24 protein-coding genes and 1 pseudogene are annotated in these 25473 nt (G+C 37.1%); 15 read left to right on the top strand and 10 right to left on the bottom strand.

Going from position 1 to position 25473, the window contains the following annotated elements:
* Nucleotides 1-39: 39 nt before the first annotated feature.
* The 5 genes from rpoZ to B0184_RS03060 form a co-directional block, all read right to left on the bottom strand.
* Nucleotides 40-321 carry a DNA-directed RNA polymerase subunit omega gene (rpoZ, locus tag B0184_RS03080; protein ID WP_005709457.1) on the bottom strand — a complete coding sequence of 94 codons (282 nt, stop codon included), beginning with the start codon at nt 319-321 and terminating at the stop codon, nt 40-42.
* Nucleotides 322-442: 121 nt separating this feature from the next.
* The gene (gene aldA / locus B0184_RS03075) at nt 443-1885 is read right to left on the bottom strand and encodes an aldehyde dehydrogenase (protein WP_005709528.1); all 1443 of its coding nucleotides are present in this window, start codon (nt 1883-1885) and stop codon (nt 443-445) included.
* A 170-nt stretch (nt 1886-2055) separates the two neighbouring features.
* Nucleotides 2056-2844, bottom strand: coding sequence for a DUF4198 domain-containing protein (locus B0184_RS03070; RefSeq protein ID WP_005709496.1), 789 nt, complete (start codon nt 2842-2844; stop codon nt 2056-2058).
* A gap of 22 nt (nt 2845-2866) precedes the next feature.
* Nucleotides 2867-2992, bottom strand: a complete 126-nt coding sequence (ykgO, locus tag B0184_RS03065) for a type B 50S ribosomal protein L36 (protein ID WP_005707423.1) — start codon at nt 2990-2992, stop codon at nt 2867-2869.
* Nucleotides 2993-3002: 10 nt separating this feature from the next.
* A complete protein-coding gene (locus tag B0184_RS03060) occupies nt 3003-3272 on the bottom strand; it encodes a type B 50S ribosomal protein L31 (protein ID WP_005709555.1) in 270 nt (89 codons plus the stop codon).
* Between the two features lie 225 nt (nt 3273-3497).
* Between B0184_RS03060 and rpe the strand changes: the two genes are divergently transcribed.
* Entirely contained in the window at nt 3498-4172 is a 675-nt protein-coding gene (gene rpe, locus B0184_RS03055; protein ID WP_005709481.1) for a ribulose-phosphate 3-epimerase, read from the top strand.
* Between the two features lie 221 nt (nt 4173-4393).
* The gene (gene acpP, locus B0184_RS03050; RefSeq protein WP_005707420.1) at nt 4394-4627 is read left to right on the top strand and encodes an acyl carrier protein; all 234 of its coding nucleotides are present in this window, start codon (nt 4394-4396) and stop codon (nt 4625-4627) included.
* Nucleotides 4628-4681: 54 nt separating this feature from the next.
* On the opposite strand, the gene matP is transcribed toward acpP, so the two are convergent.
* The gene (gene matP / locus B0184_RS03045) at nt 4682-5131 is read right to left on the bottom strand and encodes a macrodomain Ter protein MatP (protein ID WP_005709474.1); all 450 of its coding nucleotides are present in this window, start codon (nt 5129-5131) and stop codon (nt 4682-4684) included.
* A gap of 85 nt (nt 5132-5216) precedes the next feature.
* On the opposite strand from matP, the gene B0184_RS03040 reads away from it, so the two are divergent.
* From B0184_RS03040 to recN, 9 genes are all read left to right on the top strand, one after another.
* Nucleotides 5217-6854: an AAA family ATPase gene (locus B0184_RS03040; protein ID WP_005709432.1), complete on the top strand. Its 1638-nt coding sequence runs from the start codon at nt 5217-5219 to the stop codon at nt 6852-6854.
* A 120-nt stretch (nt 6855-6974) separates the two neighbouring features.
* Complete coding sequence (gene fabA, locus B0184_RS03035) at nt 6975-7505, top strand: bifunctional 3-hydroxydecanoyl-ACP dehydratase/trans-2-decenoyl-ACP isomerase (RefSeq protein ID WP_005709370.1); 531 nt, start codon at nt 6975-6977, stop codon at nt 7503-7505.
* Between the two features lie 96 nt (nt 7506-7601).
* Complete coding sequence (locus B0184_RS03030; RefSeq protein WP_005709379.1) at nt 7602-8123, top strand: prepilin-type N-terminal cleavage/methylation domain-containing protein; 522 nt, start codon at nt 7602-7604, stop codon at nt 8121-8123.
* A complete protein-coding gene (locus B0184_RS03025) occupies nt 8083-8787 on the top strand; it encodes a hypothetical protein (RefSeq protein WP_005709494.1) in 705 nt (234 codons plus the stop codon). Before B0184_RS03030 ends, B0184_RS03025 begins: the two co-directional genes overlap by 41 nt.
* Nucleotides 8784-9431 (top strand): DUF2572 family protein, encoded by a 648-nt coding sequence (locus tag B0184_RS03020; protein ID WP_005709402.1) that lies wholly within the window; start codon nt 8784-8786, stop codon nt 9429-9431. The genes B0184_RS03025 and B0184_RS03020 overlap by 4 nt, the downstream gene beginning before the upstream one ends.
* Nucleotide 9432: 1 nt before the next feature.
* On the top strand, nt 9433-9729 hold the full coding sequence (locus B0184_RS03015) for a DUF5374 domain-containing protein (RefSeq protein WP_005709486.1): 297 nt from the start codon (nt 9433-9435) through the stop codon (nt 9727-9729).
* Nucleotides 9730-9795: 66 nt separating this feature from the next.
* Nucleotides 9796-13077, top strand: a complete 3282-nt coding sequence (gene recC / locus B0184_RS03010; protein ID WP_005709463.1) for an exodeoxyribonuclease V subunit gamma — start codon at nt 9796-9798, stop codon at nt 13075-13077.
* Nucleotides 13078-13088: 11 nt separating this feature from the next.
* The gene (gene ptrA / locus B0184_RS03005; protein ID WP_005709472.1) at nt 13089-16043 is read left to right on the top strand and encodes a pitrilysin; all 2955 of its coding nucleotides are present in this window, start codon (nt 13089-13091) and stop codon (nt 16041-16043) included.
* Between the two features lie 139 nt (nt 16044-16182).
* The gene (gene recN / locus B0184_RS03000; protein WP_005709375.1) at nt 16183-17862 is read left to right on the top strand and encodes a DNA repair protein RecN; all 1680 of its coding nucleotides are present in this window, start codon (nt 16183-16185) and stop codon (nt 17860-17862) included.
* A gap of 102 nt (nt 17863-17964) precedes the next feature.
* Here recN and B0184_RS02995 read toward each other — a convergent pair whose 3' ends face one another.
* Together B0184_RS02995 and B0184_RS02990 are read right to left on the bottom strand one after the other, a co-directional pair.
* Nucleotides 17965-18198: a zinc ribbon domain-containing protein gene (locus B0184_RS02995; protein ID WP_005709501.1), complete on the bottom strand. Its 234-nt coding sequence runs from the start codon at nt 18196-18198 to the stop codon at nt 17965-17967.
* Nucleotides 18199-18222: 24 nt separating this feature from the next.
* Nucleotides 18223-19668: a YdgA family protein gene (locus B0184_RS02990; RefSeq protein WP_244165758.1), complete on the bottom strand. Its 1446-nt coding sequence runs from the start codon at nt 19666-19668 to the stop codon at nt 18223-18225.
* 294 nt (nt 19669-19962) lie between these two features.
* On the opposite strand from B0184_RS02990, the gene dnaK reads away from it, so the two are divergent.
* From dnaK to dnaJ, 3 genes are all read left to right on the top strand, one after another.
* Nucleotides 19963-21867, top strand: a complete 1905-nt coding sequence (gene dnaK, locus B0184_RS02985; protein WP_005709477.1) for a molecular chaperone DnaK — start codon at nt 19963-19965, stop codon at nt 21865-21867.
* Between the two features lie 232 nt (nt 21868-22099).
* Entirely contained in the window at nt 22100-22504 is a 405-nt protein-coding gene (locus B0184_RS02980) for a GyrI-like domain-containing protein (protein ID WP_005709434.1), read from the top strand.
* A gap of 54 nt (nt 22505-22558) precedes the next feature.
* Nucleotides 22559-23710, top strand: coding sequence for a molecular chaperone DnaJ (gene dnaJ / locus B0184_RS02975; protein WP_005709399.1), 1152 nt, complete (start codon nt 22559-22561; stop codon nt 23708-23710).
* 73 nt (nt 23711-23783) lie between these two features.
* On the opposite strand, the gene B0184_RS02970 is transcribed toward dnaJ, so the two are convergent.
* Nucleotides 23784-24263 carry a hypothetical protein gene (locus tag B0184_RS02970; RefSeq protein WP_005709562.1) on the bottom strand — a complete coding sequence of 160 codons (480 nt, stop codon included), beginning with the start codon at nt 24261-24263 and terminating at the stop codon, nt 23784-23786.
* A gap of 65 nt (nt 24264-24328) precedes the next feature.
* On the opposite strand from B0184_RS02970, the pseudogene B0184_RS10810 reads away from it, so the two are divergent.
* Nucleotides 24329-24556 (top strand): annotated as a pseudogene (locus B0184_RS10810) (hypothetical protein); the annotation flags it as partial.
* Nucleotides 24557-24903: 347 nt separating this feature from the next.
* On the opposite strand, the gene B0184_RS02960 reads toward B0184_RS10810, so the two are convergent.
* Nucleotides 24904-25473: a hypothetical protein gene (locus B0184_RS02960; protein WP_005709482.1), complete on the bottom strand. Its 570-nt coding sequence runs from the start codon at nt 25471-25473 to the stop codon at nt 24904-24906.

Raw genomic sequence — 25473 nt, 5'->3', positions numbered from 1 at the left:
TATTGTCCATTATCCATTTCAGGAATTTATCAATTTTAATTAAGCGTTTGCTTGAACGTCTGCTAAGAATGAAATTGCTTCTTTTTCTGCGATGTCTTGTTTAACAGCTTGTTGGTTATCAAACTGATCCATAATTTCGCCATTGATTAAACCTTCTTCGATTTCTCTTAAAGCAATCACAGTTGGCTTATCATTTTCTTCTGGCACTAATGCCTCACGAGTGTGAAGCTGGATTTGTCTTGCACGACGTGCCGCAATTAAAATTAAATCAAAACGGTTGCCGATAATTTCAGCAGCTTCTTGAACGGTTACACGAGCCATTTGTTACTCCAACGATTTGTGTATTCACGATAATTCAGTATAAAGGGGTAGAATTATACAAAAAATCGCCGATATTGACAATCTAAACCCGAGATATTCTTCGAAAAGCTGCTGCAAGCGGTTAAATATTTTGATCGTATTGCAAATAGACTACATGAGTTTGGAGATATTCTTCTAAACCGTGTTTACCATCTGCACCGCCAATGCCTGATTTACGCCAACCTGCATGGAAACCTTGCATTGCCTCAAAGTTTTCACGGTTCACGTAAGTTTCGCCAAATTTCAAGCGTGAAACCAATTTCATTGCTTTATTAATATTTTGAGTATAAATCGAAGATGTTAAACCGTATTCGCAATCATTGGCGAGCTCAATTACCTCATCAATGGTCTCGAAAGTGGCAATCGGAATGACAGGGGCAAAGATTTCTTGACGTAAAATCGCCATATCATTAGTTACATTATCAATGATTGTCGGTTCGAAATAATAGCCTTTACCTTTTACCGAATGACCACCAAGTAAGCAACGCCCTCCTGCTTTGATAGCTTCATCTACCATCGCCTGTGCATGCAATTGTCCTTGTTTGTTTACCATCGGTCCCATATCTAGGGTTTCATCTTCAAGCGGGTTTCCTAAGCGGACTTTTTTCATGAGTTCCACTAATTTTTGAGTGAAAACTTCTTTAACTTCGGACTGAACATAAATACGCTCTGCACAGTTACAAACTTGTCCACTATTGATAATACGTGAAGCTACGATAGCTTTGGCAGCTAAATCTAAATTTGCATCTGCCAATACAATTGCAGGTGCTTTACCGCCTAATTCCAAATTCACTTTAGTGATATTGCGACTTGCCGCCTCCATCACTTTACGACCAGCAGGTTCGCTACCTGTTAAAGATACTAAACCGACCTTTGGATTGCCTGCTAATTCTTGACCGATTTCACCACCTGCACCGTGTACTAGGTTAAATACGCCCTTTGGTAAACCTGATGCATGTACAATTTCCGCAAATAATATGGCATTAATTGGTGAATCTACGCTTGGTTTCACAACTATGGTATTGCCTGTTACTAACGCTGGTGCCATTTTGCGTGCGATTAAAAAGAAAGGGAAATTCCATGGCAGAATGCCTGTGGTGACCCCAATTGCTTTTTTATAAATGAAAATATGCTCATTTGAGCGATCACTTTGGAGAATCTCCCCTTCGTAGCGTCTTGCCCATTCTGCCATGTAATCAATGTAATCGGCGGTAAAATTCACTTCCACTCGTGCAAGTGGTAGAGTTTTTCCCATTTCTGACGAAATTACCCTTGCAATTTCTTCTGTTCTTTCACGAATGCCATGTGCAATTTTTCTTAAATAGCCAGCACGTTCAATCGCAGGCAGTTGCTCCCACGCATTTTGAGCTTTGTCTGCAGCATCAATTGCGGCTCGGGTTTCTTCTACAGTCCCTTTGGTAACAGACGCAATCACTTCTTCAGTGGCAGGGTTAATTACGTCAAAAAATTGACCGCTTGTAGATGTAACAAATTGACCATCAATATACATTTGATATGTTTTCATAGAGTCTCCTTTTGTTTAAATAAGGGGCGGTTATCGCTATGAATGTAATAATAATGTTAAAAAGTTTAATAAACTGTGAGCTAGTTCACAAATTTCACAATTTTCCCATAAAAAAATCTCCAATAAAGCGGGCTTTATTGGAGAATAATCATATCAAGCAATCTACGAAACTATTTGGCAATATCAAACGTTAACGTCGCATAATGTTTATGTTTCTGACATTGTGCAGGTTTCTCAAATGGCGTTTCATATACTACAGATGCTTTCCAGAAACCATCACGAAGTGGGATAATATCGACCGTACCATCTGCAGCTGTGGTGTCAGAGAAAGCTTGTGCTTCCACTTTGTGGGTATGCTGGTTATCTGAATTATCAAACCCTTTGAACGTTGCTGTTAATGTTGCATTCGGAAGCGGCTCGCCTTGGTAAAGTACCACGACTTTGAAACGCTCACCCACTTTGATAGTGGCAGGATTGACCATTGGCACGATTTCCAATTCATGTCCAACTACTTCTGCCACATCATTTTTTTCGGCTGCCTTGCCAATATTCACAATATTTTTTCCATACATCGCTGTGCTTTCACAATAGGTTGCATTTGGCGTGTTCAGCATATCCGCTTGCTTCCAACCTTCAGCATTTTGCGACCAGAATGTTGGTTTATATTCTGCGGCTAATACGTAACTTCCTGCTTTCACAGGTTTTGCACTTTCATAGTGGTAATTCTCGCCTTTTTGCACAAGATTTTGTTTCCCTTCGGTATTCACCAGCACCATTCCTTTATCAAAGAAATGAAGGCGCTTTTCTGCAATCGGCTCGAGCGTTGGAAATTCACCATAGCCAATGTCTGCTTTCAAAATTTCGCCTGCTTTTACAGGTTCACTTTGCACCCAAACGCGGTGAGCCTGAGCTGAAAAAGAAACTGCACAAATTACGGTAGCAAGAAGTAGTTTTTTCATAGATTCTCCGTTCTATTTGCCATTAACGTTGGCGGGCTTTAAATCTTGGGTTACTCTTACAGATAACGTAAAGTTTGCCTTTACGACGTACAATTTTGCAATCTGGATGGCGACTTTTCGCACTTTTTAATGAGTTGAGGATTTGCATTCGATATTCCTTATTTTTTCGCCACTAAACTTGCCATACCTTTAAATTTATCGCTAAAGCGGCTTGCGCGGCCTTCACTGTTCGCTTCACGGCGTTTGCCCGTATAAACAGGGTGTGAAGCAGAAGAAGTATCTAGCGTATAGAGTGGATATTCTTTGCCGTCTGTCCATTTCATGGTTTTTGTTGTTGCAGCACAAGAGCGAATAACCCAGCCTTGTTGTACGGAAGCATCATAGAAAAGTACTTCACGATAGTTTGTCGGATGAATCCCTTTTTTCATTTGAGTTGTCTCCTTTTGTATTTTGACCTGTTTCAAAATGGTTAATATCCATTTTTAAATTATGGGAATGCATCATACAGCAATTTTTATTTATTTCAATAAATTTTTTATGGTTTTGCGCAACTATTTTTTAACAATCAAAATTTTGCAAAAGAAACCCAAAATTCGACCGCTTTTTGTGGTAGGCTATGCCTGAAATTTTCTAGCTACCTTGGAGAAAAATCTATGGCACAGCAACCTTTTTTAATTGCACCCTCCATTCTTTCTGCTGATCTCGCACGTCTTGGCGATGATGTGAAAGCAGTGCTTGAAGCGGGTGCAGACATCATCCATTTTGATGTGATGGATAACCACTTTGTTCCAAACTTAACTTTCGGACCGGCTATTTGCCAAGCACTACGTGATTATGGCATTACTGCACCGATTGATGTGCATTTAATGGTAAAACCTGTTGAGCGTTTAATTCCTGATTTCGCCAAAGCAGGGGCGAATTACATTACCTTCCATCCTGAAGCAACCGACCATATAGACCGCAATTTACAGCTTATTCGTGATTTAGGTTGTAAATCTGGCTTGGTATTCAACCCAGCAACGCCACTGCATTATCTTGATTATGTGATGGATAAAGTGGATATGATTTTGTTAATGGGCGTGAACCCCGGTTTTGGCGGGCAGAAATTTATCCCTTCAACATTGGAAAAACTGCGTGAAGTGCGTAAACGTATTGATGCAAGCGGTTTAAATATTCGCCTTGAGGTAGATGGCGGTGTGAAAGTAGATAACATTCCAGACATTGCAGAAGCAGGGGCAGATACCTTTGTGGCAGGCTCTGCGATTTTTGACCAGCCAGATTACCAAGCGGTTATCAATCAAATGCGAAAAGCCCTAGAGGGAAAATAGCAAAATAAATCGAACAGAAATTTTTATGCGTGTGTGGATAATTTCTATTCATAATGGTAGAATACATCAATCCTCGCATACATAAAATGTAGGCAAACTTTTTTAATTCTTGTGTGTCTTAATGGCGTCTGGTTCGACCTATCTCTTTTAGGTTGCATTAAACAAAATTTCGATTACACTACTTAACTCTCGCATTTGCGATTTTATATAGGAAACCAAAAATGAGCATTGAAGAACGCGTAAAAAAAATTATCGTTGATCAATTAGGTGCAGACGCTGCACAAGTTAAACCTGAAGCTTCATTCATCGAAGATTTAGGTGCTGACTCTTTAGACACCGTTGAATTAGTAATGGCTTTAGAAGAAGAATTCGATATCGAAATTCCTGATGAAGAGGCTGAAAAAATCACAACAGTTCAATCAGCGATTGACTACGTGACAAAAGCTAACGCATAATTCTACAAGTAAGGCGGTTTTAAACCGCCTTATTTTTTTGCCTAAAGTTTCTTCTTACACATTTAAAAGCGATTTTAAACTCACTTTCATCTTCTCAACCTGTTCCAAATACAGCTCTTTATTTTCTAATTCATCAATCAGCTGTAATACGGCTTGCGAGAGTGTAACGCCTTGAGCATTCGCATACTTAGAAAGCTGTAGCCAACTTGCGTATTCCAAATCAATCGATTTCTTTTTGGTTGTGATTTTTTCGGCATTGAAAAAACGTTTACGGCGAGCACGAATAGACTGGCGCATCTTTTTACGTTGTTCCGCAGTCATTTCTGTTTTCACCCATTTTTCAATTTCATCGGGCGAATTTTGTAGCGTAGTCAGCAGCTGAATTTTCAGCTCAATCATACTATTTTCGGTATATTTGGTAATATTTTCTCCCTCGCGATGTTTCTTGAGTAGATATTTCCACTTCCAATTCGCTTCTTGGGCTTCTAGCTTTTGATATCTCATTGTTTCTCTTGATTTATTCGCAAATTTTAGGCAAGTATAACGGAATTTTGTATAATAAACCAAATTTCTATTATGAGGCGTATTCGTGCATTTATCTTCTCTTTCGTGGCAGTCGCTTTTTCTGCATCACTCTTTCAAATTATCTGATCAATCGGTCAATTTTTTCGATTTTCAACCAAAAGCTCAGCAAGCCTTAAACTTATTCAAATCGCAAGAAATGGGCTCGTTATTGGTGATGAAAAGTGAAGTATTGCCTGAGTTTTTAGATGAGCTTAGTGTCCAACTTTCACAAGATAATTCACAGCCTGTGATTGTGAGAACCGAATTTAAAGCCTCGCATTTGTTCGGTTACACACTCTTTTTAGAAAAAGAGAACCGTATCGAAACCATTAAAGGGGCAATTCAACAAGCACAAAATGGCATTTTGGTGCTACGTTTAAACACGCTATTACACGATTTAAAGCAGTGGGATAAACTCAAACAAGCCTTGTTGTTCGGCTTTTATGAACAGAATGCGGTAAACCACGTGCCCGAAGCGCTGCCTGCGATTCAAAGCCCGTTTAAATTGCTGTTAGTTGGCAGCCGTGAAGATATCTCAATGCTTGCTGCCTATGATGGCGATTTGTACCAATTCGCACAATATACCGAAATCGATTCATTCCTGAATGTGGACGAAGAGAGTCTGAACCAATGGGGCGATTATGTGCAAGCCTATGCTCAGAAATTTGTACAACGCCGTTTTACGCTTAAAGCGTTGAACCAATTGCTTCAACATTATATGCGAGAAAGTGAAAGCCAAACGATGATTTCTATCTCGCCAACCAAGCTCAAAAATCAGTTGCTCGGCTTTGCAAAATTTTATCCAAATTCGACCGCTTTCGATGAAGTGAATACTTATTTGGAAGCCTTAGAATTACAGGCGTCCACACTCAATCAATACGCGTTGCAGGATATTTTGAACAACCAAGTTTACATTGAAACGGAAGATGAAGAAATTGGGCAGATCAACGGGTTATCAGTCATCGAATTTGAAGGCGTGCCTTATGCTTTTGGCGAACCGCTTCGCATCAGTTGCAACGTGCAATATGGTGATGGCGAAATTACCGACATTGAACGTAAAGTGGAACTCGGCGGCAACATTCACTCGAAAGGGATTTTAATCGCCCAATCTTGCTTAGCGAATTTGTTAGAGTTACCAACCCAATTGCCGTTCTCCGCATCACTTGCCTTTGAGCAATCTTACGGCGAAGTGGATGGTGATAGTTCATCACTTGCGATTTTCTGTGTGCTTGTTAGTCGCTTGGCGAAAGTGGCTCTTCCACAATCTATCGCGGTAACAGGCTCTATAGACCAATTTGGCAATGTGCTAAGCGTAGGCGGTGTGAATTACAAAATTGAGGGGTTCTTTAATCTGTGTGCCGCACGAGGTTTAACAGGCAAGCAAGGGGTTGTAATTCCTACGAGCTGCATTTCTCATTTAAGCCTGAAATCTGAAGTCATCGAGGCCGTTAAAGCAGGGCAATTCCAGATTTGGGCAGTGGAAAGTGTGTTTGAAGCGGTCGAAATCTTGCTAAAAAATGCATTTTATGCGGAAGATCATCGAGAAAAATCCGACAAACCTGCCTTGTTTGACCTTATTCATCAAGGCATTGAGCAAAGCCCAAATCACGATGTAGAACATAAATTGTGGCATAAAATCTTCCCTTGGTGGAAATCTCACTGATCCGACAAGTCAGCTAACAGTTGTTAGCTAAAATAAAAGCCTGTACTATCTGATTTCACAAACAAAATTAGGAAAGCAAGAAAATACAGGCTTTCTTTTTAGTAATACAGGATTAAAAAAATGAACAGTTGTACACCAAATATCAAGTCAAGCTATACTTATGAAGATTTATTAGCATCAGGACGTGGTGAATTATTCGGCAGTGAAGGCCCTCAATTGCCTGCACCTCCCATGTTAATGATGGATCGCGTAAACTTGATGACCGAAAATGGTGGCTTGTTCGATAAAGGCTACATTGAAGCGGAATTAGATATTCGCCCAGATTTATTTTTCTTCGATTGCCATTTCATCAATGACCCTGTGATGCCAGGTTGTTTAGGTTTAGACGCAATGTGGCAATTAGTTGGCTTTTTCTTAGGATGGGTTGGTGGAAAAGGCAAAGGCCGTGCTTTAGGTGTAGGCGAAGTGAAATTTACAGGCCAAATCTTACCGACTGCTAAAAAAGTGACATATCGCATTCATATGAAACGGGTGATCAACCGCAAGCTCGTGATGGGATTAGCGGATGGCGAAGTGGAAGTGGATGGTCGTGTAATTTACACCGCAACAGATCTGAAAGTCGGCTTATTCCAAGATACTTCTTCATTCTAGTGTGCTAATTTTTCGATCACGCTCGAAAATTTAAACATTCCAAATTTACATTTCTAGCAAACTCGCCCATAGTGTTCTCTCTTTTGAGGATAGATTATGTGGCGAGCTTTTACTTTAATTGAAATTTTAATTACCTTAACGCTTCTTACTATTTCTATTTTATTTATTTCTCCTATTCTTTTTTCTTTGCAAGATAAATGGGCGTTAGAAAGTGAAATAGAAAATCTCTCTTCTTTTATTTATCAAATTCAAACTAAAGCTCGTTTTCAAAAAAAGAATTATTCACTTACCATTGCACAAAATGATGCAGAAAAGAAATGGTGCATTATTGCTATTCAAAAAGAGAGTAGTAAACAAGCAATCTGTAATTGCTTAAATATAAAAAGTTGTGTGCTGAAAGATGAATATCATATTTATGAAAACCAACATAAAAACATTGTATTACGCAACAAAAGCCTCTTTCCAAAATCTTTTATTAGTATTGATGGCAATGCAGGACGGCTAGAGTCTAAATGTATCAATATTAGCCTAAATAATACCAGTGAAATTCTACAATTCGATCAGTGGGGAAGAATTTATGTTAGCCCGAAAAATAAACGGAGTACCTGTAAAGATTAGCCATTTGAAGGCCTTTAGCTTGGTAGAAATACTCATTTCTCTTGGTTTAGGTTCTATTTTGTTGCTCTCTTTTACTTACTTTTATTCAAATTATTATGTAACTTGGCAAAAACAAAAAGAGCAATTTTTCTTACAAAAAGAAGCCCATCAATTAGCACATTATTTGCAACAACATATTCAGCATTTAGGTTATCAAGGCAATAATAAAGAAGAGAATAATTTTGAACTGTTTGAAAAAGATAACCAACGTTTTGCATTAAATAACCAATGTTTAATTTTCTTTTATGATTTAAATGGCGATGGTTGCTTAGGCAAGCGTGCTACGAAAAAAGCATTATGCAGAAATGGGCAATTAAATAATACCAAAGATTTAGCAAAGGAAGTTTTTGGCTTTAAATTAGAAGAAAAAGAGATCCACCTTTATGCTGATAACCGTTTTGAAAATTGTTTTAGCGAACAATGTAAAACACTATTAGATAGCTGCGAAAATAAATGGACAAAATTTACCTCTAAAGAGGAGTATTTGGTCGATAAATTCCAATTTAATTGGAAAAAACAGAATGAATTGATGCAAATTGAATTAACACTTTCTTCAATTAAAGATAAAAAAATAAATTATCACTTAACGGTTTATATTTATTTGTTAAATGGACTCACGCAATGAAGAAATTAGATGCGAGTAGTTTATTAAGTTCATTACTGATTTTAGCAACTATTCTCACGTTACTATTTTTAACTAAAGAAAATTGGTTAAGGCAAGAAAGTGTGGTAAATGTCTATTACCAACAATATTTATCATCCAAATTAGCGCTGTTGAAGACAGTAAATCAAGATCAATGTGCAACAAATAAAAAAGAGATGATTGAAGAAAAAATAGGTGAAATTATTTATTCTTACCAATGTGAAATGAGCAGTTTATTTATTAAACCAAAACCGACAAAAGATAAATATATTGCAGTAGATAATATTGAAAATTGGCTAGACTTAAACAATTACGCTTCTCAAATTATTTATATTAATTCATTATCTGAATTACCTAAAAATAGTGAAGATGATCCTAAAATTGTTGTGGCAAAAAAGGCGATTGAAGAGAGATTAGACGAACATTTTTACGGCATTATTATTACCGACTACCATTTTGATATTACAGGCTCCAAAAGAGTATATGGCGTACTTTATTCTACATTTGATAATGAGCGAGAAGAGCGTAATTTAACGTTTAGAAGAGCCGTAGTTGATAATTTAGAAAAGAAATATTCAAAATGGCATCTGGTGCCGAATTCAAAAAATATCTTAAATAATAAATAGTATGGTTAAACAATTAAGAGCGGAAAGCTTGGTTTCATTGTTGGTCGCATTAACGCTATTTGCAATTTTTGCGTTAAATTTCACCGCTTGGCAGAAAACTCAGCTTGAACGTGGTGCAAGAAATTACCAGCAACAGCAGGCACTACAAATTGCGGAAAACCAGATTGCGTTAAGAATGGCTGGGCTAAGTTGCGAGCCGCAAGCGGTCGAAAATGATGTGAAATTTATCATCCAATGTAGCGGGGAGTTAATAAAGGTCAGTTATCCGATGGGGCATGTTGAAATTAAAGTGAAGTAATCGGCTAAAAGCGTTGAATATTCTAGCCAATTCAAGCAAAATGATTCGCTCTATGAGGATTTTAGTATGTTCACCATTTATTATTCGAATGATCTCAATGCCTTAGCGTCAATGCTTATTCAGCACCAAAAAATTTCTCCAAATCCTGATCCTTTTGCCGAAGAAACCATTTTGGTACAAAGTATCGGAATGGCTCAATGGCTACAAATGGAAATTGCTGAGCAAACAGGCATTGCGGGAAATTACAGCTTCCCATTCCCAACTAGCTTTATTTGGCAGCAATATCGCCTTGTCTTCCCCTTCCTGCCGAAAGAGAATATTTTTGAGCGTGCCGTGATGGCATGGCGCTTGATGCGAATTATTCCGAACGTACTTGAGCAAGAAGGCTTTAGTGCCTTACGAGCTTATCTTAAATCTGAAAAAGAGGGCTCGGATTTACGCCTTTATCAATTAGCGAATAAAATTGCCGATCTTTTTGACCAATATTTAGTTTATCGTCCACATTGGTTAGTTTCTTGGGAAAAGAATAATCAACAGTTAATCATTGATGAAATTAAACATCATTTTTCCAATAAAATTAAAAATGAAGAATATATTGCCGAAAATGTACTTTGGCAAAGTATTTTATGGAATTTATTGATTGAGGATACCAAAAAAGATTACGATGAACTTTTATTTACTACCTCACACCGTGCCTATTTACAAAATTTATATTTTGAAAAATTAGATAATTTAACTGAAGAAGAACAACAAAAATTGCCAAAACGCATTTTTGTTTTTGGTATTTCTTCACTCCCACCTTCACAGCTTGCCGTATTACGCAAGTTAAGTGAGCATTGCGATATTCATTTATTCTTTTTAAACCCAAGTGAAAAATATTGGGGAGATAGTATTGAATATAGTGTATTAGAAAAACTCGCGTTAAAACAACAACTCTCTCAAGAAGATATTAAGAATTTATTATCACAACAAGGCAATCAATTACTTGCGATTTGGGGCAAACAAGGGCGAGATTTCTTAGCACAATTAGTGGAAGAAGAACACGATGTTATTGAAGGCTTTATTCCACCTTTTGAAGGTCATAATCTAAGCCAAGTTAAACAAGCGATTTTAGAATATCATAACGAGCTTGATTTAGATTTTAAACAAGATCATTCGATTCAAATTCATTCAGCACATAGTATTTTACGAGAAGTTGAAATTTTACATAATCAATTGCTACATATTTTCGAAGAAAATAAAACACTCTCGGCAAAAGATATTATTGTAATGTCGCCAAATATTGAGCAATATGCCCCTTATATTCAAGCTGTATTTTCTCGTTATGATAAAAAAGATGAAAAAGGCGTAAAAGATAAACGTTATATTCCATTTGCGATTTCAGACCAAAAAATCAGTGAAGTTGATCCTATTCTTTCTAGCTTTATTTATCTGCTTTCAATGAAAGAAAGCAGATTTAGTGCAGAAGAAATATTAGATTTATTAGAAGTTAAAGCGATTGGTGAGAAATTTAATTTATGTGAAAACGATATTGTTTTATTAAGAAATTGGGTTAAAGAAAGCGGTATTCGTGCAGAACTCACAATTCAGAAAGATGAACAATGGGATAATTATAATTCTTGGGAAAATGGTTTAAATCGCTTACTGCTTGGTACAAGCTTAAAAGAAGAGAGCGGTATTTGGCAGAACACTATTGCTTTTAATGAAAGCTACGGCTTAATTTCAGAACAGGTAGGTTATTTAGCAGGTTTTATTGAGAAATTAACAGATTGGGCGAACTTTTTACAGGAAAATCATACTGCTGATAAATGGAAAGAAATGCTGGAATATATAGTCAATCATTTCTATCAAGAAAATGAAACGACGACTAACGCATTATTATTGATTTCCGAAGAAATTGAAAAATGCTATTCATTAATTGAACAAACAAAATATAATCAGCCTATTTCGATTGATATTATTAGCTCAATTTTTAAAGAGAAATTAAATTATCAACAAAGTCATTTACAATTTTTAGCAGGAAAAGTGAATTTCTGCACATTATTACCAATGCGAGCAATTCCATTTAAAGTAGTTTGTTTATTAGGAATGAATGAAGCAGATTTTCCAAGACAGCAACAAATCAATAACTTTGATTTAATGCAATATCATCCACAAAAAGGTGACCGAGCAAGACGAGATGATGACCGTTATTTGTTTTTGGAAGCATTGCTCTCTGCTCAAGAGATTTTTTATATTAGTTATATTGGGCTATCATTAGTCAATAATAAAGAGTATTTTCCATCGATATTAGTTTCGCAATTGATGGATTATTTAATTGAGTATTCTGATTTAGAAGAAAAAGCACAACTTATTCAAAACCATCCTATTACGGTATTTAGTCCAAATAATTTCAAAGAAAACTATCTTTCTTATGATAAAGAGTGGTTGCCCTTGGCTCAAAATAATACTGAAGTTAAAGAATTTATTTCAGAAAAAATTGTTAATGAAATAGAATTACCAAAATATATTGAATTAGATGATTTGATTAGCTTTATTCAAGCCCCTGCTAGTTATTTTTTCACTCGTCGATTAGGCGTGAACTTTAGTTCAAATGAGGAGAGTATTGAAGAAAATGAACATTTTTCACTTTCTCGTTTAGATGAATATAGTCTATTAGATGAGTTATTGAATATCAAAAATGAAGAGCTAGAGAATTTCTTTGCAAAAGAGTACTTGAAAGGAAATTCGTTAGTGCTGAATTTTGGTAAATTAAAACAAGAAGAATTAAATTCTCGCATTGAGAATATGCGTTCAGAATTGGCTGGTTATTTAAATCAAGATAGTCAAGTGCTTGAAATCCATTTAACGCTCGATCAAACCGAACTTGTCGGCAATATTCCGCACCAATTTGGTAATGGTATTGTGTTATGGCGAACGGGTAGTTTGCGAGATAAAGATGTGATTAAACTTTGGATTTATTATCTTGCCTCAATTTTATCAGGAAAAGAAAACTCACCTATTTTCTATTATCTAAATAACGAAGCGTTAGCTAAACTCAGTTTTAATAAAATAGAAAAAGAACAAGCGAAGCAACAGCTTGAAATTTATGTTTCTGCCTATTTACGCAGCTTTGTTACGTTTGAGTTGGCAATTACCTCAAGTTTAGATAATTATTTTGACAATATTTCTGAAAATATCGAAAAAGATTGTGAAAATAAACTGATTGAAATTGCAAAAAGTTATAATGATGAGAATATCTATCTACAACGTATTCTTAATCAAAGTGAAAAATTAGATTATGCTCATATTCACCAAACAACATTAGATTGGTTTGATTTAATGCAAGAATCTAAAAATAAAGGATAATAAAAATAAGTATGAAGAAAACACAATTAAATCACGCTATTCGTTATGCGATTCTTTCTACATTTTTGGCACTGAATGTGACACCTACTGCATTTGCAGAAAATAATCAAAATCAGACCGCTATTATTCAAGAACAGGCTTACACTAATTTAGGCTTTGAATTGATTAAAACCCAAATCAATAAAAGTCCGAATGATAAAGCTATTTATCAAGGCATTAAATTAGATAATGGGATGACAGTATTATTGATTTCTGATGAAAAGGCGAATAAGTCCTTAATATCGATGGCAATTCCCATCGGTTCGATGGAAGATCCGATTTCTCAACCAGGTTTAGCACATTATTTAGAACATATGATCTTGATGGGATCAAAAAACTTCCCAGAAACCAACAGCTTAGATAACTTTTTAAACAAAAACGGGGGCTACAATAATGCTTCAACTACAGCTTATCGTACTGCTTATTATTTGGAAGTAAATAACGATGCATTCGATGAAGCAGTTACTCGCTTTGCTGATACGCTCGCATTTCCACTGCTTTCTAAGGAAAATGCGGAAAAAGAGGTAAATGCGGTGAATGCTGAAATGGTGCGTGCAAAATCAAGTGATGGGCATTTATTAAATAGCGTTAATTTAGCTACTTCTAACCCTGCGCACCCAATTACAAAATTCACAGTAGGGAATAAAGAAACGCTTTCAGATAAACCAAATAGTTTATTACAAACTGAATTAGAAAATTTTTATCAGAAATATTATTCTGCAAATTTGATGAAAGTAGTCTTATATTCTAATCAACCGATTGAGAAATTAGCAAAATTAGCCGAGAAAACTTTAGGTAAAGTAGAAAATAAACATTTAATTGAACCCAAAATAGATATTCCGCTTTTTAGAGAAGAAGACAAGGGAGTAATAATCTCCTATAAGCCTATTCAACCAATGAAAATGTTAGCTATTTCATTTGATATGCAAAATGATGAAGACAAATTTGCGAATAAAACAGGAGAATATTTAGCTTATCTTTTCAATAATAATACTGATGGCACTTTATCAGATTATTTAATTAAGCAAGGTTTATCAGATAGTGGAATCTCTGTTCAAGCAACAGCAAATGTAAGTCGTAATCGTGGGAGTTTTACCTTTTATGTTGCATTAACTGAAAAAGGATTAAAAGAAAAAGAAAATATTATTTCGCTTATTTTCCAACAAATAGATCAAGTAAAAAAACAAGGTATTCAAGAAAATTATTTTAATGAAGTACGTGAGAGCCTAAAACAAGAATTTACTCATTTACAAGTTGAAAAAAATGGGAGTTATATTGAAGCCCTCGCAGAACAAATGCTATTTTATCCTTTAGAACATATTTTAGATGCGGATTATCTGGTTAAAAATATGGATAAAAAAGCAATTGAAGAAAAATTATCTGAAATGAATATCAATAATGCACGTATTTTATTGGTTAGTGATGATGTAAAAACTGATAAGAAATCGCCTTATTTTGAAGCAGGTTTCTCTATTAAAAAGATAAGTGATGAACAGAAAAAAGTATGGCTAGATTTTAGTAAAAACCCTGAAATCAAATTACCTGAATTAAATCCTTATTTCACTACTGATTTTTCTTTAATTAAAGAAGATAAAAGAACTTCGCCGAAATTGATTGAAGAAGAAAAAGGGACACAACTTTATGCGATGCCAAGCCAATATTTTGCTAATGATCCAAAAGCTCGTATTGCTGTTAATTTCTCGATTACGCCAAGAACAGATAGCTTAAAAGAAAGCATCAGTGCGACAATTTTGAGTTATATGAATGAATTAGCTCAAGCTAAAGTAGATTTCCAATCTTCTGTAGTAGGAATGGGGGCTGGGTTATCGTTAATCGAAAATGGTTTTTCATTGCGGGCAGAAGGTTATACACAGCATTTGGCTCAGTTAATGCAAGATAAAATGCAACAATTTAGCCAATTTGAATTAAATGAAAAATATTTAGTGCAAGCGAAACAGCGTTTAATTGAAGCCTTAGATGGAAAACGTAAAGCGAATAGTTTAAATCAAGCAAATGAAATCTTTGTGAATTTCTCTAGTTATCCTTATTTTGAAGAGGATAAACAGCGTGAGATGATTGACAAAATTACGTTAAAAGATATTCAATCTATTCGAGAGAAATTATTGTCGAAAGCTACGAGTGTGCGAGCTTTATCTGTAGGTAATTTTACTGATAATCAAGTTAAGAATATTATTTCTGAGCTAGAAAAAACAGCTAAAAATAATAATAGTGAATTAGCTAAATATCGCTATTTAGATATTAACCAAAGCACAAGAAAATTAAATGCAATTAAATTTGTACCAAATGAAGATAATGCTCTCTCGATTGCTTATATGGCAAAAGGCTATGATGAGTTGGCAGGCGAAGTGCGAGCAATGTTGCTGAAAGATATTATTTCTCGCTGGTATTTTGATGATTTACGCACTAATAAACAATTAGGCTATGTGGTGTATGCAACTCAAGCAAAAGTAGGCAAAACATCCGGTATTCGTTTTATGGTGCAAAGTCCAAATACGAGCCCGAAAGGGATTATGCAACATAATGAACACTTTTTTGCAGAAAGTTTGCAAAAATTAACCGCTTTAACTGAGCAAGAATTCCAGCAATTTAAAGAGAGTCTATTAAATAAATTAGAAAGAAAGCCTGAATCGATCTCACAAGAATTTGAAAGCTTTGCCTTTGATTATGCGCGTGGCAATCAACAATTTGATCGTAAACAGCAGCTTGTTCAGGCGGTGAAAAATTTGACGAAAAATGACATTTTGGCATTCTATCAAAATGCGGTGATTGAGCAACAAGGTTTGGTATTCATCAGCCAAGCATTGGGCACGAAAGTAAAAGCCGCTGATGCGATTTCACCACAAGGATTTGAAAAAGTGGAGAATGTTGAAGTGCTTCAGAAGGAATTTAAAGTGAAGTTTTATTAAGATACTTTTATTAAGATATTAAAGGCTAAGTTTGGATCTGATTCGAGAAATTTAGCCTTTTTTATTGTATAAAAACACTTTACTGTATATTAAATCAAGTGTAATATAATACAAGTTACTATTTGTACAGGTGTTTATTATGCTTACTCAACTGACTATCAACAATTTTGCGATTGTCCGCCATCTTAATCTTGAGCTTTCTGAAGGAATGTCGGTCATTACGGGTGAAACGGGCGCAGGGAAATCCATTGCAATTGATGCCCTTGGGCTTTGCTTGGGCTATCGTTCTGAGAGTAGTATGATCCGCAATGGTTCGGATAAAGCCGATATTACCGCGACTTTCCAAATGCAGCCAAATAGCCCGGCCTATTTGTGGTTGAAAGATCACGAATTGTTAGATGAAGATAATCCGCACGAGTGCATTTTACGCCGAATGATTAACCTTGAAGGGCGTTCGAAAGCCTTTGTGAATAATCGCCCATTGCCAATTTCTCAATTGCGTGAATTAGGACAATATTTGATTCACTTGAACGGTCAGCACGCCCCGCAATTGCTGTTAAAGAGTGAATATCAACTTGAGCTTGTGGATAGTTATGCAGGCATCCACAGCTTGCTTGGCAAGATGCAAGAACAGTACAGCAAATGGAGAAAATTACATCAGCAAGTAAAAAATTTCCACCAACAATGCAAAGAGAATGAAGCTCGCAAACAGCTGTTGCAATATCAGGTAGATGAACTGGATGAGTTCGATATTAAAGAGGGCGAATTTGAGGAAATGGAAGAGACACACACTCGTCTATCTAATTCCGAAGAACTTACCGAAATGTCGCAATCGGTGTTGGATTTATTGAGCGATGATAACTCAAATGCGGATTCGCTGATTTATAACGCCATTCGTTATTTGGAAGATTTGGTGGAGGTAGATGCAAACTACCAATCTTCGCTCGATATGCTCAATGAAGCTTTGATCCAAGTGCAAGAGGCAAGTTCAGAAGTGCGCGCACTGGCAGGTGGCATTGAACAAGATCATGAATTATTGGCAGAACTTGACGAACGCATTGCCCGTGCAATGTCGCTTGCGAAAAAACACTATGTTTCGCCAAATGAGCTCTGGCAACATCACAACGTATTACAAGATGAACTGCAAAAGCTCGTTGATTTTGAAGATAACGAAGAGCAACTGATTGCTGATGAGAAAAAGGCATATCGTGAATGTGTGGCGTTAGCAGAACAAATTTACCAAGAGCGTGTATCCGCTGCTCAAAAATTAGCAGAGCAAGTAACTGCTCAAATCAAAGCACTTTCGATGGAAAATGGCGAATTTTACATTGATATTCAGCACGATGTGAAAAAACTCACACCAAACGGGGCTGATTTTGTTGAGTTTAATTTACGCAGTAACTTGGGGCAAAATGCTCAACCTCTGGCTAAAATCGCATCGGGCGGTGAGCTTTCGCGCATTTCTCTTGCTGTACAAGTTTTAACAGCTAACAAACTTTCTACCCCGACTATTATTTTTGATGAGGTTGACGTGGGAATTAGTGGTATTGCCGCCACAACCGTAGGCAAATTATTACGCCAATTAGGCAACAAATGCCAAGTGCTTTGCGTGACCCACTTGCCACAAGTAGCAAGCCACGGACACCAACATTTCAACGTGCAAAAATATGTGAAAGACAACCAAACCGAAACACAAATGAGCTTGCTTTCTGAACAAGAACGCATCAATGCCCTAGCCCGTTTGTTAGGCGGAAGCAAAATTACCGATGCGGTATTAGCGAATGCTCAGGAAATGTTGGATTTGGCGAGAGAAAAATGAAAATGGTTGAAAGAGGGTTATGTTAAGATTATTGGATAAAAAGACCGCTTGTAAATTATTTTTCCAAGCGGTCTTTTTTACTTAAAGATTTACCAACTTAGATTATCTATTTACCCACCAACTTGCCACACCTAACACCACGGCGAAGATCAACAGCCAAACCAGTTGAAGTTTATTGCTTTGGCGGTTGATTTCTTTGTTAATCTTTCGGCGTTGTTCAAGTTTTTGACGGTAGATTTCTAAATCTGCCTCTTTAAACGAGAAGCCACAATGTGGGCAGGCTTGCACGCTTTCGCTGATTTTTTTGCGACATTCAGGGCAACGGTGTAGTGCCATAAATCCTCTCTGGTTTTTTAGCAATTAATGAGGAAGTGCGCCGCTCATCAATAGCATAAAGATGGCATTTTGGACTTGCTGTTCTGGAATAGCTGTGCCGTTTAATTTTAACTCGCCATTTTTTAGCACAAGTTTTATGGTAACGGATTTTTCACCATTCACAGCAATGCCATTTTGTTCCGCTTCAGCAAAGCTTGCGGCAATTTTTGCTTTTGCATTGGCTTTTTCTGCTTCAGGCACCAATTTATCAATGATATTTTCAACCGTTGCTTTGTTTAGCTGAACGTCAATTGCAAAATCAGTAAATTGTTTATAAAAATTGCCACGCATTAAATCAAATGTTGGATTTTTGGCTAATGCTATGTTTACATCTAATTCAAGCTTGCCTTTTTCATCAGAAAGAGAAATTGGGTTAATTTTGATTTGTGGCTGGTTGTTTAATATTGCCATACCGTGAGTTTTAACCCAGTCTTGCATAATGATTTTCGTCATTAAATCTGCATTTTCGTGGTTAGATGCTTTAACTACTTCAACAAAGCCTTCAATCAGTGCGTTCAAGGCATTGGCATCAATATGGTTTAACTCATTGTTGTAAGTTAATTTGCCTAAGTTTTTTCCATCGAATAGCACTTCATCAACAATATTTTTGTCTTTGAAGTCGATCACATCCCCGTTAACAGAAATTTCTGTAGTAGATTTTGCACCTTTTTCTGCATAAGACATCGGATTACCCGCATTATCAACTACAGTCACTTCAAATTGCTCTGTCGTTGATGTGCCTTTTCCTGTGTAGAGATATTGCCATTTTGTTGGCTCAAATGTTATTTCATACTTCAAGCCTTTCCAAGAGAATGTGCTTGGGTCTTCAGATGAATTGAGCCTGTATTCATTGGTTTCTAAACTATAAGCACCTTTGAAATCTTTATTGGCATCAAAATTTAGTTCAACATCAGACCATTGAGCAGTAAATTTCGAATTTGTTGCTTCTCCCTTAGCAAGTGTTAGCGAACCTTTTGTACTTAAGCCATAGCTGGTTGAGGCTTGATATTGCAATGGTTTTTCTGATTTAGTTAAATCAAATAACAGTTGTGTCGATTCGTTTTTACCAATGAAACCTTCTGCTGAAAAGAGGGCAGGAATCAGATTAAATTTAGCTAAATGATTTAAAGGCAACGGACCGTGATAGAGTTTCGTTGAAAACGGAATTTTCCACTCTTTTGACTCGCGAGGAATTGCAACAATAAGTTCATCTTCTACTTGAGAACTAAACCAATTGCGCTCAAAGGATTTATTTTTATATTCAATATTGAATGTATTAGAAATGCCCAGCGCTTTAAATTGTTGATTTGCGTATTCAATTTGACGTTTATATTCGGTTTCTGCTTTTTGACCTGTAAACCAAGCTACGCCTGCCCAAACTACGCCAAGTGCAACAACCACGCCAATAGCTAATTTTGATTTTTTCATCATCGAACCTTTGAAAAATAGAAAGTAAAAACAATGCCAATTTACGAAATTTTTATTCTAAAAACTAGCCACAAGCGGTCAAATTTTCTCAAAATTTTGCAAATTTTTTTGTTTTTGCCCTTGAAGGGGGCTTTTTTGTCCTTATTTATGGTTGCGTCTGAATGAGCGAAGTAAAAATTCGCTCCATTCTTTTTATACTAAACTTACAAGATTTTAAATTATGCCTTGAAATAACAAAAAGCATCCTTATCTTGTGGGTACTCAATTAAGTAACGAATTTTTAGAAGGAAAATTATTATGGGAAAAATCATTGGTATTGACTTAGGTACAACAAACTCTTGTGTAGCAGTAATGGACGGCGACAAAGCGCGCGTGATTGAAAATGCAGAAGGGGCACGTACTACTCCGTCAATCATTGCTTATACAGATAACGAAACTTTAGTTGGTCAGCCGGCAAAACGTCAGGCGATAACTAACCCGAAAAACACCTTATTCGCGATCAAACGTTTAATCGGTCGTCGTTTTGAAAGCGAAGAAGTACAACGTGATATTAAAATTATGCCTTTTGAAATTACCCGTGCCGACAATGGCGATGCGTGGGTAAACGTGAAAGGCGACAAATTAGCTCCACCGCAAATTTCAGCAGAAGTGTTGAAAAAAATGAAAAAAACTGCAGAAGATTTCTTGGGTGAAGCGGTAACTGAAGCTGTAATTACTGTGCCTGCATACTTCAACGATGCACAACGTCAAGCAACTATTGATGCAGGTAAAATTGCAGGCTTAGATGTAAAACGTATCATCAATGAACCAACAGCGGCTGCGTTGGCATTCGGTTTAGGTTCAAGCAAAGAGAACCAAGTAATTGCAGTTTACGACTTAGGTGGTGGTACATTCGATATTTCAATTATCGAAATTGATAACTTCGACGGAGAACAAACTTTCGAAGTATTAGCAACAGGTGGTAACACTCACTTAGGTGGTGAAGACTTCGATAACCGCGTAATCGACTATATCATTGATGAGTTTAAAAAAGAGCAAGGTGTTGATTTACGTAACGACCCAATGGCATTACAACGTGTGAAAGAAGCAGCTGAAAAAGCGAAAATCGAGCTTTCATCAGCGCAATCTACAGAAGTGAATCTTCCGTATATCACAGCAGATGCAACGGGCCCTAAACACTTAGCAATTAGCGTAACACGTGCGAAATTAGAAGCTTTAGTTGAAGATTTAGTAGCAAGCTCAATTGACTCATTAAAAGCAGTATTAAAAGATGCAGGTAAGAGTGTAAACGAAATCCACGATATCATTCTTGTGGGTGGTCAAACTCGTATGCCATTAGTGCAACAAAAAGTGGCTGAATTCTTCGGTAAAGAAGCACGTAAAGACGTAAACCCAGACGAAGCGGTGGCAATTGGTGCAGCGGTTCAAGGTGGCGTATTAAAAGGTGATGTGAAAGACGTTCTATTATTAGACGTAACCCCATTATCGCTTGGTATCGAAACTATGGGTGGAGTGATGACTACCTTAATTGAGAAAAACACCACGATTCCAACTAAAAAATCGCAAGTGTTCTCAACTGCGGAAGATAACCAAGCAGCGGTAACTATCCACGTGTTACAAGGTGAGCGTAAACGTGCGGCAGACAATAAATCTTTAGGTCAATTCAACCTAGAAGGTATCAACCCTGCACCACGTGGTATGCCACAAATTGAAGTCACTTTCGACATCGATGCGAACGGCGTAATCAATGTATCTGCGAAAGATAAAAACACAGGTAAAGAGCAACAAATCCGCATTCAAGCATCTTCAGGTTTATCTGATGAAGAAATTCAACAAATGGTGCGTGATGCAGAAGCAAACGCAGATGCAGACCGTAAATTTGAAGAGTTAGTTCAAGCGCGTAACCAAGCAGACGGTATCGCACACGCAACTCGCAAACAAATTACCGAAGCAGGCGATGCGCTAGCAGCTTCAGACAAAGAGAAAATTGAAGCAGCAGTAAGCGAACTTGAAACTGCAGCAAAAGGTGAAGACAAAGCAGAGATTGAAGCGAAAATTGAAGCAGTAATCAAAGCGTCTGAACCGTTAATGCAAGCAGCGCAAGCAAAAGCACAAGCTGGTGGCGAACAACCACAACAATCATCAGCAAAAGATGATGGCGTGGTAGATGCTGAATTTGAAGAAGTGAAAGACAACAAATAATTTCACAGCTCTTCGAGCATAAATAAAGGGCGTGGAAACACGCCCTTTTGGTGTATATAAATGATCCCCCTCTTTAGAAAAGAGGGGTTAGGGGAGATTTGATAGCGATATTAAATTTTCTTATCAGCTAAATTTACTTCTGCCAAATCTCCCCCGCCCCTCTTTGCTAAAGAGGGGAGTATGTTACAAGCGGTCAAATTTACCCAGAATTTTGTAAATTTAAGGAATAGGTATGCCACTTACACTTTATCCATTTGCTACAATTCGTACGCATAACATAAAGGAAAATACCGCGGAAAAGATAGGACAGCTTTGGCAGAATAATTTTGCAAAATTGCCTCAAAATGAGCCTTATTATAGTGTTTATCTGAATTACGAATCGGATTTTACGGGCTATTATGATGTTGCTGTTGCCCAAGAAAGTAAACCAGAAGGCAGTTTCTCAACCATTGAAATTGAAGATCTGACTTGGTATGAAATCTTCCCTACGACTTATGAATCAGTAGTTCAAACGTGGCAACATATTTGGAATAAGGAAAAGCAAGGCTTATTAAAACGTGCTTATAAAGTGGATTTTGAGAAATATTATCCAAATGGCAAAGTGGATATTTACATTTCAATTCGCCCACATTGCTAAAAATAGCGAATTCAAGCGGTCAAATTACAATACATATTTACAAATAGAAATATTATGGCAAAAAAAGATTATTACGAAGTCCTTGGCTTACAAAAAGGGGCAAGTGAGAACGATATCAAACGTGCTTATAAACGTTTAGCGTCTAAACACCACCCGGATAAAAACCAAGGCAGCAAAGATGCAGAAGAAAAATTTAAAGAGATCAACGAAGCTTATGAAGTACTAGGCGATGCTGAAAAACGTGCAGCTTACGACCAATATGGTCATGCGGCCTTTGAACAAGGCGGTGGCGGTGCAGGCGGTTTTGGCGGATTCGAAGGCTTTGGTGGTGGCGGTTTCGGTGGCTTTGAAGACATCTTCAGCGAAATGTTCGGCGGTGGTTTCGGTGCTGGCGGGGGTCGTCGTCAACGTGTTGTGCGTGGCGATGACTTACGTTACGATATCGAAATTACTTTAGAAGAAGCAGTAAAAGGCTGTAAAAAGGATATTCGTCTTTCTACATTAGCTGAGTGTGATACCTGCCACGGTAGTGGTGCAGAAAAAGATTCTAAAGTGGAAACTTGTCCGCACTGCCACGGTTCAGGTCGAGTACGCCGTCAGCAAGGCTTCTTTATGACCGAAAGTCTCTGTCCGACTTGTCACGGTACAGGTAAAAAAATCGAAAAACCGTGCCACTCTTGCCACGGTGACGGACGCATTCAAAAAACGAAAAACTTATCCGTCACCATTCCAGCAGGCGTAGACACTGGTAACCAACTCCGCTTATCAGGCGAGGGGGCTGCAGGCGAGAATGGTGCACCAGCAGGCGATTTATATGTGGTGATTCACGTTCGTGAACACGAAATTTTTGAACGCGACGGCTCAAACCTCTACTGTGAAGTGCCTATTAGCTTTACTCTTGCGGCTTTAGGTGGCGAAATTGAAGTGCCAACCTTAGACGGTAAATTAAAACTCAAAATCCCAGCAGAAACCCAAACAGGCAAACTGTTCCGAGTGCGTGGTAAAGGTGTGATGAGTGCAAGAGGTGGTTACGCGGGCGATTTAATCTGTCGCGTGATTGTCGAAACGCCGGTTTCCCTCAACGAAGAGCAAAAAGAGTTACTCCGCAAATTAGAAGAGAGCTTAGAAGGCAAAAGCCAACATCGCCCTCAGCAAGAAGGGTTTCTAAATAGCGTGAAGAATTTCTTTAGTAATTTAGGTAAATAATCTAGGTCATAAAGATAAGCGGTGAGATTTGCAAAACATTCTGCAAATTTCACCGCTTTTTTATTGACTAATGTTAGCCACCTTTACAATTCAACCAATCTATTCGCTGACCTTGATAAATTTTGTAGTAAGTTGAACCATGTTGGCGTGCTACAAGCTCAATGGTGCTTCCTTGAATTGGGTAATATGAACGATAAATAACCTCGAAACGCGTTCCGCGAGCATTTAATTCTCTATTGTGAATATGATCGAACGGCACAGCTTTCCCACCATTTAGCTGAAAATAGATACCAAAATTCTCTTTTTTTCGGCTCTCGCGTGAAAGGGGAAAATAGGTGGTTAGTGATGATCGTTCTCCTGTCACAGCATGTTTACAAACATAGTAATAGCGTTTGTAATCTTTCGGGTTATTTAATTCCGACTGTGTAATCTCTTCTTTCAGATATAGTGCTTGAGCAGATTTTTTTTGCTGTTGCTTGTTAGGCGTTGTTGTACAGCCAAAAAGCGTCGCTAATGTAATGCCGATTAAGGCTAGTTTGAATTTGTTGAACATAATACTTTACGAGAAAAATTAAAGGTGGGTATGATAGCGTAATTATAATGTAAAAAGTAGGGTAAGGTTATACCGTAGATGTCGGTAAACTCGACAGTAAAGAAATTGATGTTATCGCCCGAAAAGCCGATGAGATTTTATATGTTGAAATCCCTGAAAATACCCACGAAACCGATAATCTTTTGTATATTAAAGATAACTATAAAAAGATCTTAATTACCGGGAAATATTACGAACAAAAAGAGATTGATGGGATTGAAGTGATTTATGTGGTGGATTGGTTGTTGCAATAAATCTAAAAATACTGAAAATTTTCACCGCACTTTTTGTGTTTAATGCTTATGTCGCTGCGCGTTTCCTAGCGTTTGCCTTGGAAATTAAATTAAAGTGCGGTTGATTTTTGAAGTGTTTTTGTTGGAATTAGGCACACGCTGGGAAGCGTGCGTAACAGATTGTGCTAATAAAGAAAGATAGAGCCAGCGTCCACGCTGGTGCTATTTAATAAAAACATTGTGAATTTTACCCATAAGCTGTTGGTAAAAACAATATTCAAAATCCTTTGGATTTTTTGACCGCACTTTTAGTTGATAGGCACAATCGAGGACGCTTGCGCCATCAGAGAGAAATGGCATCGGTAGAGTTACTTATCTTTACTATGGATTTCTTGATATTTTTCATACCATTTAGTACATCTAAATATTGCCATAACTACTGCCATCATAGATGTTATTGAATAAAGTAAAAATAAATAACCAAGCCCCCAAAATATAGGTGTAATTACAGAAAAATAGATCATATAGCTATCAGGTAACCAATTTGGTTGATATGCCAGTGATTTTGCTAATAAGGCAAAAATAATTCCCAACGCTTGAATTAATATAAAATGAACAAATGTAGCTGATACTAAAGTATAGGCTGAGTTTCTCTCCCGATCATCTTTTTCAGCTAAAATTGCTCTAAATTGTTCGTCACCTAAGCCAAGAAAGATAGCAAAGCCACCTAATGAAAATCCTAGGAGATTTGGAAGTATTGATAAGCTTTGATTCCACCAATCTCTTGACATCCATTGATGGTGAGTTAGAAAAAGTAAAAAGAAAGCTACATGTAGATAAGGCGAACTTAATAATGCTCTCCAACCACCATAAGTATTCCAATAATATTGGAATATTTCATAGCTATCTTTATAGCTAGCTTTTAACCTTTTAGCCAT

This window comes from Haemophilus paraphrohaemolyticus (genome assembly GCF_002015045.1).
GTDB lineage: Bacteria > Pseudomonadota > Gammaproteobacteria > Enterobacterales > Pasteurellaceae > Haemophilus_A > Haemophilus_A paraphrohaemolyticus.
The sequence above is the reverse complement of the archived record's forward strand: the minus strand, read 5'-3'. Positions and strand labels throughout refer to the sequence as shown.